The organism is Peribacillus sp. SRI_006 (assembly GCF_057586375.1).
The window spans coordinates 297,546-312,426 of record NZ_JBYCZT010000003.1 but is presented as its reverse complement, the minus strand read 5'-3'; the positions used below and the strand labels follow the sequence as shown (position 1 = coordinate 312,426).

Genomic DNA, 14,881 nt, shown 5'->3' with positions numbered 1-14,881 from the left:
GCAATCTTTCACGAGTATTTTAAGACTTCATCCGTATCTGTTCGAGAGCCTCATCAAGATCATCGAATTTAAATGCATACCCCGCCTTTTCCAATCTCTCAGGTATGACCCACCAGCTTTTTAATATCAATTCCGTTTCGGTCCCCATAAAGAAAGTCCCCATTTCAAGAATGGGAGTTGGACAGGGAGTCCTATCCGAATATTCATGAGCTTTCTCAAATGAGCCATCAATTCACGATTTGTAACTGGATGCAGCGATGAACAGTTGAACACCCCGCTCAGCTCCTGATTCTTTCTTAGAAAATGGACAATCTTCTATATGTATCCAACTGAATTTCTGATTTCCTGATCCTTTATGGCCTCCCAGTCCGAATTTAACCAAATTCCTATATGGGGTCATCACTCCCCCATCTCGCATATAACCAACCACTTTCGTTTATGAGTTAATAGTATGAATAATAACGAGCGCCTTATATGTGAAGTAATTCACATATATCACACCATGTTATTACATTAAATGGTAGCAACTCCTGCCGCTGTGCAATAATTGGTGAACTTGTCCAAGCAAAAGGGAAAATTACACATAAATTAGTAATGTGGAAATTTATAAAACAAAGGGGATGATTTCAGTGTCAAACAAAAAGCTAAGAAGAGCTGTTAATTCTGGAACTGGTAATTCCGGAACTGGCAATAGCAGCCTTAGGTCTGCCTTGAGAAGAGTCTTACAAAATTTATTAAACAATAATAGAGGTACTTCAATTAAGGAACCTACTTCCATCAAGCAACCCACTTCTGTCAAAGAATTTGAAAATTAGAAGGTTGCTTTTTTGAGATTAACATGGAATCCCTTTGGACTGATCTAAAGGGATTCCGTGTTATGTATTTACATGTACCAGCTATATATGTCTAGTGAATAACTGTTATATCTAATAGAGATAAAGGAGAAGTTATGATGTATTTTTTTCGAGACTGGAAACCTAAAAAGGATATAAAGAAATTAACGGATATCACCGTAAAAAATTTTCGAGTTTCTTCCGATAAAGTGAATGAAATTCTGCAAAAGTCACACAAGGTACTTGTGATTTGTAATGATAAAGGTAAAGTAGTGGGATTCATTTGTTATAATCTTTATTTATATAAAGTGGCTCATATTAATTATGTAGTCATTGACAAAAAATATAGAGGAAAGGGAATTCTGCAAGCCCTTTTACCCGAATTAGTAGAATATGTGAGAAATAAAGGAATCCTTGTAGTGTCCGGTTTCGTGAACAAAAATAACCATGAGGCATTGCAAAAGTTTAGAGCCCTTGGTTTTAAACCGATTTTTATTTATCATGATGACATTCTAATTCAATCACTGATTTAAGAAGGTTCTCTTGAAGCTTATATAGCGTAAATAAGAAGAAAGATCGATCAAAATACATTCTGTTCCCCCCCCTATTAACTGGAATTTCATTCCTGATACCAATACAAATAAGCGGGAATTCCTTGTTCCTCCATGCAATGAATAACTAGGGAAGGAAAGCCTGTAAATTCTACACGGATTCATAGGCATTTTCCCTGTAGTCTCTTCAACCTTACTTATAATCTTACTTCACTCTCCGATGCTTCTTTTTTCTACAACATTTCATATATTCAAGGTAATTCTATTAAATTTTCTGTATTTTCAAAATAAACCCATTCCTGTATAGTGGGTGTATACCTTCTAAAAGGGGAGATATAATGAAATCGATAGAACTAATCATCTTAAATCTGGAAGAGGTTAGAAGAAGAAACATTAAACTATGGACTTCAATACCTAAAGGCATACTTCATTGGAAACCGGACGACAAGGCAATGAGCTGTTTAGAAATGGTTAGACATGTCCTTGATAGTGAGCATTATTATCATTTATCCATTAAAAATCAAGGCAGCTTACCAGTTTATGAATCACCATATGAAAAACAGCCGCTTATCTCCGTGGAAGCGGAATTAAACTTTACTGAACCATACAGGCGTGATTTTTTGGAAACAATCATGTCCTTCAGCGAAGACGACTTATCCACTATTAAAATTGATCGCTCTGATGTTGGATATATCAGGGATTTAGGAGACATGTTGCTAAGAATCGCTTATCATGAGTCTGTACATACTGGTCAATTATTGGACTATTTAAGAACTGCTGGAGTCCCTAGAATAAGCGTTTGGGATTAATCAAATCATTTTCAAAGGTGTTTCATCATCCTGAAGCACCACACTGTAGGCAACTCGATGAAAATCGTGTTTGTCTGCAGTTTTTTTTGCTTGTACGATTTGGACGTTGATTTCCGCTTCAAGCACTCGCTTTCCGCGGGCGGTGGGCCCCCGGCTTAAGCCTGCGGGGTCTCCCCCAGACACGCTTTTCCCGCAGATTCTCGTACCTTCCGCACCAATCAACTTTGTATTAGCATTTAGTTAGAAACATACCCGGGAGTTGAAGGTTGGTTTGAGAACATCATTTGATGAAAGATATGTTTTCCGCCTACAAGCTGCGGGGACCGGTCTGCATGGACTGCAGTTTTTTTTGCTTGTACGATTTGGATGTTGATTTCCGCTTCAGGCACTCGCTTTCCGCGGGCGGTCGGGGAGCCTCCTCGGCTTAAGCCTGCGGGGTTCCCCAGACACGCTTTTCCCGCAGGAGTCTCGTACCTTCCGCACCAATCAACTTTGTATTAGCATTTAGTTAGAAACCATACCCGGGAGTTGAGGGTTGATTTGATGAAAGATATGTTTTCTGCCTACAAGCTGCGGGGACCGGTCTGCATGGCCTGCAGTTTTTTTTGCTTGTACGATTTGGACGTTGATTTTCGCTTCAGGCACTCTTTATTGTTTTTAATGGAAGTATTTAAACTTGTGGTGATGAGGATGCTTGCTAAGCATGATTCTAGAGATCAACTTGATATGTTTACTTTAAATCAACTGTTGCCGCAGATGCAGCTTATAAATCCCCTGATGCTCCACCATGATCAAACAATCCAATTATCTTCAAGAAAATGTTTCATGCAAGAAAATTGTGGAAAAGTAATGATAGAGGAGGGATAAGAAATGTTATCAAAAAAACCGGCGGCCAGAATGGTCAGCGCCTTTATTCTGACCGGTTCTCTTTTAGGGGCAGGTGCATCGTTTTCAACAGAACCTGTTGAGGCTGCATCCACAATGGATTCCGCTTCTGCCATAGCTAAGGATCACGCTCTTACCACCTTACATGAAATCTACAACAAAGCTTTTTCAGGTGAAATGCCTTATACAGCCATGGGTTTGAAAATTGATGAAAACACCCAAAAAGAAGTATATGAGACATTTGGTTCTCCCCCAGAACCAGGTAACACAGATGAAACTTTTGACTATTACCATGCAGAAATGGGGCATCCAGGTTTTGCATTTGCCTATAACGCTGACAAGACCATCTCACAAATCCGATATTTCGGGACAAATGTGGAACGGGACCATAATCTAGGAAGCATCACACCTAAAGTATTAGGAAATCAACTCGGCAGTGCTGACGAAATTCGCCATATTTCCAGTACGAATGAAATCAACTACATTTACAAGACAGGGAATTATGAACTGCAATTCATTGTCGGTGAAAATCAAACTGTAGATCATATCAATCTACTCGAAGCTAAATAATATGTACGATAAAATAGGTGTCGCAGGCTGTAGAGAAAGAAAATTTTCTCTACAGCCTTTTTTTGCTTACCCCCTTCCCCTTCAACTTCCAACCGCTGTCACTGCACCAAAGCATATAATTGAAGCAATCATTTCATTCATTTACATAAACCATACTCACTCCAAACGGATTCTTAATATTTTTACAATAAAATTAGCTTGTTCAATATTATTTCAATATATGGAGGGTGTCAGTAAAATGATTAATAAGTTCAGGACTTTCACAGTATCGGTTCTAAGCCTGGCCATCCTTTTTCAGGGTCTTCCGGCGATTTCAGCAAAAGATGCAGAAGACAATCAGACAAATCCAGGAGGCAGATGGATGAAGGGGGAATATCATGCCCATACCACTCAGTCCGATGATGCCGAGGGATCACAGAGCCTTGAAAGCTTGCTGAATAACGCATTTGATAATTTTGGCATGGATTGGATGGGAATTTCCGATCACTTGAGGATGTCTTCAAGGGATGATGAAGGTAATTTGATTCCAGGAGGGCCGATACCGTTGTCTCAGGGAATCATTCAATATCAAGCCCCAAAAATAAAACAACTGCAAAAAGAGGGCAAATTTAAAAATAAAGTCATCTTTTCAGGCTTCGAATGGGACATGCCCACATACGAGCATGTCGGCATAGGCATTTTGGGAGATCAGCCGGGCTCGCCTAAAAGTCTGAAAGCTGGCAATCAGTTCGAATATCTGTTCACCAACCAGGATGAAAAGATGTTTGATCCTAAGGATGTACTCATTTGGAAGTCACAGGATCAAAGAGCCAATAAAACATCCGAGGATGCCCGAACGGCATTGGCATGGCTCGAAAAAAATTATAGGAATACAAGTTATGCCATATTGAACCATCCATCAAGAAAGAGGGTGTACAGCATATCTGATTTTCGCGACTTCAACAATATCGCCCCGGATGTCATGTTCGGATTTGAAGGTATGCCAGGTAACCAGATGGAGCCGGACAGAGGCGGTTTAAATCTGACAACACCGGAAAACCGGACCTATGGCGGGTCCGATTACATGCTTGCTAAGGTAGGAGGTGCATGGGATGCGCTACTTGGGGAAGGTCGCAAGTTCTGGAATTTTTCCAATTCGGACTCCCATTTTGTAATCAGTGAAAACCGCCTATACTCAAGCGGTTACTGGCCAGGAGAATATTCCAAGAATTATACATGGGTAAATGGCTCATCAATAAAATCTGTCCTTGATGGCATGCGATCCGGAAAATCCTTCTCCGTTTTTGGTGATTTGATCGATGCCCTTGAATTCCAAGCTAAAAACGGAAACAATACGGTGGATATGGGCGGGGACCTTAAAGTGAAGGAAGGACAGATGGTCAAGATCACCGTCCGATTTAAGAGCCCCGAAAAGAACAATAACGGGGACCCCGTCAAGGTAGATCACGTGGATCTGATTTCCGGTGAAGTAACCGGGAAAGCAGAGCCTGGCACACCTGCTTATAATAAAGCCACCAATGATACGACAAAAGTGGTTAAACGCTTTACAAGTAAAGACTGGAAAACCGATCGCGATGGTTTTCATGCCATCACTTACAAAGTCAAAGCCGAGAAGGATCAATATTTCCGTTTGCGCGGCACGAATCTAGGGGAAAATGTCTCTGGAGAAACGATGGACGGTGAACCGCTGATCGATAAAAAGACTGAAATCGAGGATAACGAAACGCGTTTTTCAGAAATAAACAATCGTAACTATAAAGACCTTTGGTTTTATTCAAACCCTATATTCGTCAGCGTAGAGGATAAATAATCATGGTAAACACTAAGTTAAAAAGAATACTGCAATAGTTCTGGACGGCTTCAAAAAGCCCCTCTCCCAATTAGCGGAAGAGGGCTTTTTGACCCCTTAGAATTTTAATGTACACTTCCCTTCCCTTTCGTTTTTTTCACTTCCTTGCATGAAAATCCGTATAATTCACCAAGTTTCATTAACACTAATGATGTAAGTTATTTTCATTGACTTTTTTCCTTTTCTTGTATAGTATCACAGAGTATCAATCCCTATCAGATTACTAGGAGGTTTACCCAAATGAAAAAAATGGTTGCACTTTTATCGCTATTGTTAGCTTTCACGGTCGTACTAACCGCTTGTGGTACCAATACCAAAAATGAGGCAAACGATACCGACAATAAATCTTCATCACAAGAAAGTCTTTATGATAAAGTCAAAAAAGATGGCGTATTAACTGTTGGAACTGAAGGTACATATCCTCCTTTCACATTCCACGATGATTCAGATAAACTAACGGGGTTTGATGTTGAAATTGCTAAAGAAGTGGCAAAACGCCTTGGAGTGAAAGCTGAATTCAAGGAAACACAATGGGACGGCATGTTTGCAGGCTTGGATGCTAAACGTTTTGATATGATCGCAAACCAAGTGGGCATCGATGAAGACCGTCAAAAGAAATATGATTTCTCTGACCCATATATTCAATCAGGGGCCGTATTGCTTGTACACAAAGATAATTCGGATATTAAATCCTTCGATGATTTGAAAGGCAAGACCTCTGCACAATCTTTAACGAGTAATTACAATGATCTAGCCAAATCTCATGGTGCTGAAGTTACAGGCATTGAAGGATTTTCTCAATCCGTACAGCTTATTGGTTCTAAACGTGTAGATGCGACGATCAATGACAAATTATCTTACCTTGATTATAAAAAGCAACACCCGGATGCACCTATCAAAGTGGCTGATGAGGAAGAAACCGGAGTTGCAAGTGGTTTAATGTTCAGAAAAGACAGCGGCAAATTAGTGGAAGAAGTAAACAAAGCACTTAAAGCAATGAAAGACGACGGCACGTACGCGAAAATCTCGGATAAATGGTTTGGTGAAGATGTTTCTCCTAAGTAATATTTTCACCGACCCCGAGCGTATGAACCAGCTTGTTTCCATCGCTCAAACCTCCCTCTATCCAATGATAGAGGGAGCTATTCAATATACGATTCCACTAACACTAATTTCATTTGTTCTCGGCCTTATTCTTGCTGTACTCACAGCATTGGCTAGATTATCTTCCATGAGGATTCTTCAAATAATTGCGCGAGTATATGTGTCGATCATCCGCGGGACACCATTACTTGTGCAATTATTTATCATTTTCTATGGACTTCCAAATTTAGGTGTAACCATCGATCCTTTCATATCGGCTATAATCGGATTCTCACTAAGTGTTGGAGCATACGCCTCGGAAATTATACGAGCGGCCATTTTATCGATACCAAAAGGGCAATGGGAAGCGGGCTATTCGATCGGGATGTCATATACCCAAGCTTTAAAGCGGATCGTCTTGCCGCAAGCAGCACGGGTATCCGTTCCCCCATTATCCAACACGTTCATTAGCCTTTTAAAAGATACATCGCTTGCGTCACTCATTCTTGTAACGGAATTATTCCGTAAAGCCCAGGAAATCGCTGCAAAAAACTATGAATTTTTACTACTTTACATGGAAGCAGCTGCTTTATATTGGATTTTGTGTACGATTCTATCTTTCATTCAAGGAAGTTTAGAGGAGAGACTTAATCGTTATGTAGCAAAATAAGAACCGCAGTAGTTAAAGGAGATTTTAAAATGATCAACATTAAGAATCTTCATAAATCGTTTGGTGACCTTGAAGTATTAAAGGGCATCGATTTGGAAGTGGAGCAAGGCAAAGTCATTGTATTGATCGGTCCTTCCGGTTCAGGTAAAACAACCTTTCTTCGGTGTTTGAATCTCCTTGAGGTGCCCACGGACGGGACGATTGAAATCAATGAAACGGTAATGGACTTCAAAAAACCCGTTAGAAAAAATTCGATTACATCTTTTCGCAGTTTGACAGGGATGGTTTTCCAAAGCTATAACCTCTTCCCCCACAAAACAGCTTTGGAAAATGTAATGGAAGGCCCCATCATTGTAAAAAACATAGCCAAACATCAAGCGAAAGAAACGGCGGCTGCCCTGCTTACAAAGGTGGGCTTAGGGGAAAAAATCGATTTTTATCCGTTTCAATTGTCCGGCGGTCAGCAGCAACGGGTCGGAATTGCAAGGGCCCTGGCCATGGAGCCTAAGGTGATGCTATTCGATGAACCCACTTCCGCTTTGGATCCCGAACTAGTGGGAGACGTCCTGCAGGTCATGAAAGACCTGGCGAAAGATGAAGGCATGACAATGATCGTGGTAACCCATGAAATGCGTTTCGCCCGCGAAGTCGCCGATGAAGTCATTTTCATGGATGAAGGAAAAATAATGGAGCGGGGAACACCCGAGCAGATTTTCACAAACCCTAAAGAAGCGCGCACACGAAAATTCCTCAATATGATTCAATAAAAAAACGGTGCTATTCAAGCACCGCTCGCAAAACCCCCCACTTTTAGAAATGGGGGGTTTTGCCCATCATTATATCAATGAGATGCTTGGACCTGTTTAGTCTGTGTCCGTGCATGGTATAACTGAAAAAGAATCAAAGCAAAAACGGAAAGGATGGCACCCGATATAAATGGTAAATCAATCGAAATCGAAAATAACCAACCGCCAATCGGAGGACCGGCAATCCTGCCGAACGAGTCGAAGGAAGATAGCAATCCCGTGACACTGCCATGGCCCGACATGGAACTTTTGGTAAGGAGGGCTGAAATGGCAGGCCGGATGAACCCATTACCCACTCCGAAAATCGTCAGGAAGACCGCCGATGTCCAGAACCCGGAAGAAAACAAGATGAGAATGAAACCGACTCCCGAGACGATGATTCCCATTCGTATGACCGCGCCTTCCCCATATTTCTTTGTCATCCTGCCCACTAATCCACCTTGAACGATCGCACTTCCAAACCCCATGATCATAAAGATATAGCCTAATTGCACAAGACTTATATCAGCCTTTTTGGCTGCAAAATAGGCGAAAGTCGTTTCTAGTCCTGCCATTGAAAGGGTGACGATCATTTGCAAAAAGAACATGGTTTTAAGAGGCCCTCTAAAGGCTTTCCACATGGACTCTTTATTTTTTGACTGTTGGGCCCTCTTCTCTACTGTATGTGATTCCTTCAGTATTGCAATCACTAAGAATAAAGTAATCAAAGAGGATATTCCAGCAATGTAAAACGGCAAGTTCAAACTTGATTTGGAGAATACCCCGCCAATCGCCGGTCCAAAGATGAATCCAAGCCCTGTGGCGGCCCCGATGATTCCCATCCCTTTTCCCCGATCTTCCGGCGTCGTGATGTCAGCCACATAAGCCATTGCGGTTGGCATGTTTGCCGATGACAAAATCCCGCCAATGATTCTGGCTGCAAATAATACCCATAAGGAATCTGCCGAAGCCTGGATGAAAAACGAAAGGGCCAGTCCAGCAATCCCGATAATCATGACAGGCTTACGCCCTATCCGGTCAGATATACGTCCCCATATCGGGGCAAAAAATAATTGCATCAGTGAATAAACAGCCATTAAAAGGCCTAGCTCTGTAGGACTGCCACCAACCTTTTCAGCAAGGAACGGAATGACGGGAATGATGATCCCAAATCCGACCATGACTAAAAACATCACTAAAAAAAGTACGGGTAACACCTTTTTTGTTTCCATTATATATTTCTCCTTTTATTCTTCCACATTCGCTACGTACATTGGAACGAATTCCGAAAATCCCATTACTTAGCATAATCTTCCTAGCAATTCTTTAAACAGTTTATCATACAACCTTTACCAAATCAGTATGAAGCACGACCTTCTTTCGGAAACTCCCTTAAATAAATAAGAACCAGGCATAAATATCCTCAACTCTACAGGCATTTCTCCTGTAATGGCACTTCGTTATTTTCACTGTGTTTCGTGAAATCAATGGCATGAGTTCGTTAAAAATCTTTTCCTCCCCTTATTTTTTCTTAAGGGGTACTCTATACTGTAGGGTATGATTGATGTTTGGGAGGTAGAAGAATGTCTAATGATCAGTGGATTTTAATTATTGACGATGAAGAAGATTTGGCACGTCTCATGGAGACAGTTTTACATAAAGAAGGTATCCCCAATATTATTACGGCGGGGACGATTGCGGATGGGTGGGCAAAGTTTCAGAAGTTCGATCCATCACTAGTCTTGCTGGATATCATGCTGCCAGATGGTGAAGGCTATGACTTATGCAAGCAAATTCGTGAAGTGTCGAATGTGCCGATTTTATTTTTGTCGGCAAAGGATGAGGAAATTGATAAGCTTTTGGGGTTGGCGATTGGCGGGGATGATTATATTACCAAACCATTCAGTCCGAAAGAAGTTGCCTATCGAGTAAAGGCGCAGCTTAGGCGGGCGGGCTATACAGAGGAAAAAACCTCACCGAAAAGATTGCAAATTGGTCCATTTGAGCTTAGTTCAAATGAAAATGAAGTGAAAAAGGATGGCAAAACCCTTGAGCTGACAGCTAAAGAAATCGGTCTGATGAGCTGTTTTATGCATCATCCGAATCAGATCTTGAGCAAGGAAACTTTGTTTGAACATGTGTGGGGCGATGATTTCTTTGGCTCTGATAATACAGTGATGGTCCATATTCGCCGTTTACGCGAAAAAATCGAAGCAGATCCTTCAAAGCCATCTTTTCTAATAACCGTTAAAGGGCTTGGTTATAAATTACAGACCAAGGGTGAAACAAGATGAAGTGGAAATTGACACGGCGCTTTTTAGGATCCGTTGTGACAATTGTTGTAATCGTAGGAATCGTAAATACAATTTTACTTTTATGCTTACTCTTTGTTCATTTCGACACGGAAGAGGAATCTGCGGAAAACTTTAGCCGATCTTTTTCACAATATGTTGAACTAATAGATGACAAACCAAAGGTAAATGAAGAAGGACTGGAAAAACTGCGGAACACGAACGCATGGATACAATTTTTGAATGATAAGGGTGAACAAGTAGCAGCCTATTACACACCTCAAAAATTGCAAACCGTATATTCTCCAATTGAAATCGTCCAAATGTATAAGTATAAAGAAATTGATGCAGAGACGACTGTTTTTGCCGGCGAAGCTCATGATTTCAGCTATTTTGTAGGGGTTAAAGATCGAGGAATAGGCCGATATGTACTGTCCTATAATTATGTTCACATTTTAAAGTACTTCAACATCATACTTTTACTTTTTTTAACGGTGGATATCATTATTGCCCTAGTCATTGGACTATTATTTGGTAAAAGATTAACGACACCACTTAACACTTTAATAGAGGGAATTCAGCAGCTTCGTGAAAGACGTTTTAAAAAGATGAGTATACCAAAAGGCGTCTATGAAGATGTATTTCACAATATGAATGAACTATCGGTAAAGTTAGATCAGTATGAAAAAGAACGTGATCAACTCGACCAAATGCGTGAGGAATGGATTAGCAATGTTTCTCATGACATGAAGACACCACTTGCATCCATCCATGGTTATACAGAATTGATGAAAGACAATGCCACTGAATTAACACCACAAGAATTGTATGAGTTTACATCCATTATTAATAGACAGTCCGTATATATGAAAAATCTGTTGGATGATCTCAATTTAACGATGCGTTTACGCAACCAACGACTTCCTTTGCAATTTGAAGATGTTGATATCGTTGGGTTTATAAGAGAAATGACGATAGAGCTCTTAAATGATTCACAATATGGTGATCGACAGGTCGAATTTGAGGCAAATGTGGATAAAGCAATGCATAAAGTCGATAAAAATTTACTGAAACGGGCAATTTTTAACTTTATCTACAATGCGCTCGTACATAATGATGAAAATGTCGTCGTGAAAATACAAGTTGATGATATTCATCTACAATCAGAACATCATACCCAGATTACCATTGCCGATAATGGCCGCGGAATTCCCTCCAAAGATTTGGATCAGGTTTTTGAACGGTACTATCGAGGTACGAATACTGCCAGTAAACATGGTACCGGCTTAGGAATGGCCATTGCAAGGGACATTATCCTGGCTCATAAAGGTAAACTGGATTTGACTAGCATTGAAAATAAGGGAACAACCATCACGATACTTATATAATTTATTTTTCCTACAGAGAAAGGGCTGTCCATAACAGACAGCCCTTCTTTCCTATTTATTTTGGTTGTGCCTTTTTTGGAATATCCTCAAATTTCACTTCATCATATGACGAAACTTCATCACCATTTTTCACGTACATCTTTAAGTAAGCATCTTTTCGAAGATTTTTTTGTGCCGTGAATTCAAGCGGTATCGTTTCACCATCTGCATTTTTGGCGTCAAGCTTATAAGAATAGGAAGTCATCACTGAACCATCATCCAGTTTGGTTTCATGCTGCACCCCATCCTCTGTAATTTGCAAATAATAATTATCGGTATTCATGCGATTAAAGTCAATTTTAGTAAGTGCTAATACTCCTGCCGCTCCAAGTATGAACAATATGCCAACTGCCATAAAAAATTTCTTCATTTAGATCATCCTTCTGTTTTATTATTTTGTGTGATAATACGATTATAAGAAGCTACCGTTAAGATATAATACAGACCGTAAATAATCGTATAAGCGATCATCCAGATCAATACAGGTTTTGCCAGATTCATCATCAATAAACCCGAGAAGGCTTTTAACGCAACCGCACTGTGCAATAGCCCGACTGCCAGCGGGACGAAAAAGATTACAAACACTTGGGATGCAATGGATTTCCGCATTTCTTTTGCGTTAACGCCCATTTTATGAAGCATATTGTATTGTGATTTATCTTCTTCAGCTTCCGTTAGAACTTTAAAGTAAATGATACTGCCTGTTGCCGCTAAAAAAACCAGACCAAGAAAACTGCCGATAAAGAGCAATGATCCTACACTTTCAATGCTTGCTTGAAAATCTTGAGGCGCACTGGAAAATAGAGCTTCTTCAGGTATTTGTTTTGATACTTTTTCAGATAAATCCACGGAAGCTTGATCAACACCGATAGCACGATAGTTCAGGGCTTCCCCTTCTTTTTGCAATGATTTAAATTGATCATTCGATACAACCACTGCAATGCCTGCTGTTTTGGCATTTAAAACCGTTTGTGTTTTAAAGCTTTGGAATGTTATCGCCGTGTTGTCTTCTGTCCTTATCGTCTTGTCCTTGTATTCAGGTGAGAATCTTTTGTCATATCCAATATCTAAAATGACTGCTTTGCCATGATTCACATGCAATGCTTCCTTACCTTGTACATCTGCCAATTTGTTATATGTTCTTTCATCGATTACCGTGTAAATCCTTTTATCCGAGTTATCGAATGCTGATTCCTCGCTAAGTTCTTTCGTATTAAATGTGATAGATAGTGCTTCAACATTTTCATCATACTTTGTATCTGGCAATATGGCGGTGACTTGATGATCGCTTTTTGCATCCGTTTGCTGATACATGAAGGTATTCGGATCAACGGTCATAACTTGGTCATTCGCGTTGTAATAAAGACCATAAACCGCACCTCCAGCCGTTACCGTTGTAGCACTTAACACCGCAATTACGGTCAATGTCCTTGCATTCCCCCGAATGCGATAAAGCAATTGCGAGACCGTCATCAGATGCAGGCCTTTCCATAGCCATTTTTCATTTTTCTTGATCACGGCTAACACAAAGCCTGTCACGCTATGAAACAATAAAAATGTACCGGCAATAACAGTTGTCAAAATAATGAGTGCCGTCATCAAAAAGCCAATCTTTTCCCACACTTTAGAAGTAAAAAGATCTTGCATCGCCAACCAATATCCGATGACAATCAGGAAAATTCCCAGAAAGGCTACAATCATAGATGGCTTCGGAGCCGCTTCCCCCTTTTTCGATGCATGGAAAAGATCAATTAGTTTAAATTGGTATATTAAACGATAGCCCTGGAATGATGTCACCAAGAAAATAATAAGAAATACGATAGAGGTGTTCAAAGCTGCAGATCCTGAAAATGTAAAAGGTGCGATGACATCATAGCCCATTAAATAGATCAAGATCGTCATGAACCCTTTTGAACATAGAAATCCAAGTAAAATCCCTACAACTAATGAAACCAAGCCTAGCAATAGATTTTCAAAGAAGAGCATAAAGCCAATCTGGCGATTACGTACGCCAAGCAATGCATATAATGCCACTTCTTTTTTACGCTTTTTCATGAAAAATGAATTGGAATAGGCAATAAAAATGGCAACGAAAAAAATCAGGATGACGGCCGCACCACTCATTAATGAACCTAATTTCTGTGATGAAGCCGTTTGTTCTGCAACTGCATCACTATACTTCAATGTTACAAATGTGAAGTAGATGATAATGCTAAATACCATGGATGCGATATATAAAAAATATTGGGAAAGGTTCCGGGCAATATTTTTTCTCGCCAGACTAAATAACGTCATCTACCTCACCTCCAATTGTTGCAAGGACATCCATGATTTCTTGGAAGAAAGCTTTACGTGATTGGCCACGACGATAAATTTCTGTTGAAAGTGTACCATCCTTGATGAAAATGATCCGCCGGCAGAAGCTTGCGGCATATGCATCATGTGTCACCAACATGATGGTGGAATTATTATTTTCATTTAGTTCACTTAAGCTTTCCAGCAGACCTGTTGCAGATTTTGAATCAAGTGCACCTGTTGGCTCATCTGCCAGGATCAATGCCGGCTCTGTCACAAGCGCTCTGGCTGCAGCTGTTCTTTGCTTTTGCCCACCGGAGATTTGGTATGGATATTTAGCTAATAAATCTTCAATCCCAAATACTTTAGCAATACGATTCACCAATGCAGTAATTTCTTTCGCTGGAATTTTCGCAATCGCCAGTGGCAATAATATATTTTCCTTCACAGTCAATGAGTCTAGCAAATTGTAGTCCTGGAAGATGAAACCCAGATTTTCACGTCTGAAATCCGTTAAGTCCGCCCCTTTCATATCGTGAATGCTCGTATCATTCATATAAATTTTCCCCTCAGTCGGCGAGTCGATAGTTGCCAACATATTGAGCAATGTCGATTTCCCCGCTCCAGAAGGTCCCATGATTCCTACAAACTCCCCTGCATGAATGTCAAAAGATATATTTTCCAACGCCGTATAGGCAGCGCTTGATTTACCATATGTTTTTTTTATATTTTCCACTTTTAATAATGGTTCCATTTGTTTCACCTCTTCAGTATTGTTGATACATTTATCTTACATGCTCATTCTTACAGCATCTTTGTGCCAACCTTACAGC

At 40.3% G+C, this 14,881-nt stretch carries 16 protein-coding genes and 1 pseudogene; 10 read left to right on the top strand and 7 right to left on the bottom strand.

What is annotated here, in order from left to right; genetic code table 11:
• Positions 1-19: 19 nt before the first annotated feature.
• A pseudogene (locus tag AC2YHV_RS05695) lies at positions 20-412 on the bottom strand (DUF1731 domain-containing protein); the annotation flags it as partial.
• A gap of 192 nt (positions 413-604) precedes the next feature.
• Positions 605-778, bottom strand: coding sequence for a hypothetical protein (locus tag AC2YHV_RS05690; protein ID WP_251541364.1), 174 nt, complete (start codon positions 776-778; stop codon positions 605-607).
• Positions 779-952: 174 nt separating this feature from the next.
• Here AC2YHV_RS05690 and AC2YHV_RS05685 point away from each other — a divergent pair, with 174 nt between their 5' ends.
• Both AC2YHV_RS05685 and AC2YHV_RS05680 read left to right on the top strand, forming a co-directional pair.
• Positions 953-1,366, top strand: coding sequence for a GNAT family N-acetyltransferase (locus AC2YHV_RS05685; RefSeq protein WP_048687239.1), 414 nt, complete (start codon positions 953-955; stop codon positions 1,364-1,366).
• 356 nt (positions 1,367-1,722) lie between these two features.
• Positions 1,723-2,193 (top strand): DinB family protein, encoded by a 471-nt coding sequence (locus AC2YHV_RS05680; RefSeq protein WP_487372783.1) that lies wholly within the window; start codon positions 1,723-1,725, stop codon positions 2,191-2,193.
• On the opposite strand, the gene AC2YHV_RS05675 is transcribed toward AC2YHV_RS05680, so the two are convergent.
• On the bottom strand, positions 2,194-2,376 hold the full coding sequence (locus AC2YHV_RS05675) for a hypothetical protein (protein WP_487372782.1): 183 nt from the start codon (positions 2,374-2,376) through the stop codon (positions 2,194-2,196).
• A 360-nt stretch (positions 2,377-2,736) separates the two neighbouring features.
• On the opposite strand from AC2YHV_RS05675, the gene AC2YHV_RS05670 reads away from it, so the two are divergent.
• The 6 genes from AC2YHV_RS05670 (at position 2,737) to AC2YHV_RS05645 (ending at position 8,017) form a co-directional block, all read left to right on the top strand.
• Positions 2,737-3,060 carry a hypothetical protein gene (locus AC2YHV_RS05670; protein WP_487372781.1) on the top strand — a complete coding sequence of 108 codons (324 nt, stop codon included), beginning with the start codon at positions 2,737-2,739 and terminating at the stop codon, positions 3,058-3,060.
• Between the two features lie 3 nt (positions 3,061-3,063).
• Positions 3,064-3,648 carry a YjgB family protein gene (locus AC2YHV_RS05665; RefSeq protein ID WP_487372780.1) on the top strand — a complete coding sequence of 195 codons (585 nt, stop codon included), beginning with the start codon at positions 3,064-3,066 and terminating at the stop codon, positions 3,646-3,648.
• 238 nt (positions 3,649-3,886) lie between these two features.
• The gene (locus AC2YHV_RS05660; protein WP_487372779.1) at positions 3,887-5,458 is read left to right on the top strand and encodes an S-layer protein; all 1,572 of its coding nucleotides are present in this window, start codon (positions 3,887-3,889) and stop codon (positions 5,456-5,458) included.
• A 279-nt stretch (positions 5,459-5,737) separates the two neighbouring features.
• Complete coding sequence (locus AC2YHV_RS05655) at positions 5,738-6,562, top strand: amino acid ABC transporter substrate-binding protein (RefSeq protein WP_369316020.1); 825 nt, start codon at positions 5,738-5,740, stop codon at positions 6,560-6,562.
• On the top strand, positions 6,546-7,250 hold the full coding sequence (locus tag AC2YHV_RS05650) for an amino acid ABC transporter permease (protein WP_187050782.1): 705 nt from the start codon (positions 6,546-6,548) through the stop codon (positions 7,248-7,250). The genes AC2YHV_RS05655 and AC2YHV_RS05650 overlap by 17 nt, the downstream gene beginning before the upstream one ends.
• Positions 7,251-7,279: 29 nt before the next feature.
• Positions 7,280-8,017: an amino acid ABC transporter ATP-binding protein gene (locus AC2YHV_RS05645; protein ID WP_063577365.1), complete on the top strand. Its 738-nt coding sequence runs from the start codon at positions 7,280-7,282 to the stop codon at positions 8,015-8,017.
• Positions 8,018-8,091: 74 nt separating this feature from the next.
• Here the strand turns inward: AC2YHV_RS05645 and AC2YHV_RS05640 are convergent, their stop codons facing one another.
• Complete coding sequence (locus AC2YHV_RS05640; protein ID WP_063577366.1) at positions 8,092-9,267, bottom strand: MFS transporter; 1,176 nt, start codon at positions 9,265-9,267, stop codon at positions 8,092-8,094.
• Positions 9,268-9,618: 351 nt separating this feature from the next.
• Between AC2YHV_RS05640 and AC2YHV_RS05635 the strand changes: the two genes are divergently transcribed.
• Positions 9,619-10,329: a response regulator transcription factor gene (locus AC2YHV_RS05635; RefSeq protein WP_063577367.1), complete on the top strand. Its 711-nt coding sequence runs from the start codon at positions 9,619-9,621 to the stop codon at positions 10,327-10,329.
• Positions 10,326-11,714, top strand: a complete 1,389-nt coding sequence (locus AC2YHV_RS05630) for a sensor histidine kinase (RefSeq protein WP_487372778.1) — start codon at positions 10,326-10,328, stop codon at positions 11,712-11,714. Before AC2YHV_RS05635 ends, AC2YHV_RS05630 begins: the two co-directional genes overlap by 4 nt.
• 55 nt (positions 11,715-11,769) lie before the next feature.
• Here AC2YHV_RS05630 and AC2YHV_RS05625 read toward each other — a convergent pair whose 3' ends face one another.
• The 3 genes from AC2YHV_RS05625 to AC2YHV_RS05615 are packed head-to-tail and all read right to left on the bottom strand — an operon-like array spanning position 11,770 to position 14,802.
• Positions 11,770-12,123, bottom strand: coding sequence for a YxeA family protein (locus tag AC2YHV_RS05625; protein ID WP_098187133.1), 354 nt, complete (start codon positions 12,121-12,123; stop codon positions 11,770-11,772).
• Positions 12,124-12,128: 5 nt separating this feature from the next.
• Entirely contained in the window at positions 12,129-14,048 is a 1,920-nt protein-coding gene (locus AC2YHV_RS05620; protein WP_487372777.1) for an ABC transporter permease, read from the bottom strand.
• Complete coding sequence (locus AC2YHV_RS05615; RefSeq protein WP_057278685.1) at positions 14,035-14,802, bottom strand: ABC transporter ATP-binding protein; 768 nt, start codon at positions 14,800-14,802, stop codon at positions 14,035-14,037. Before AC2YHV_RS05615 ends, AC2YHV_RS05620 begins: the two co-directional genes overlap by 14 nt.
• Positions 14,803-14,881: the final 79 nt, after the last annotated feature.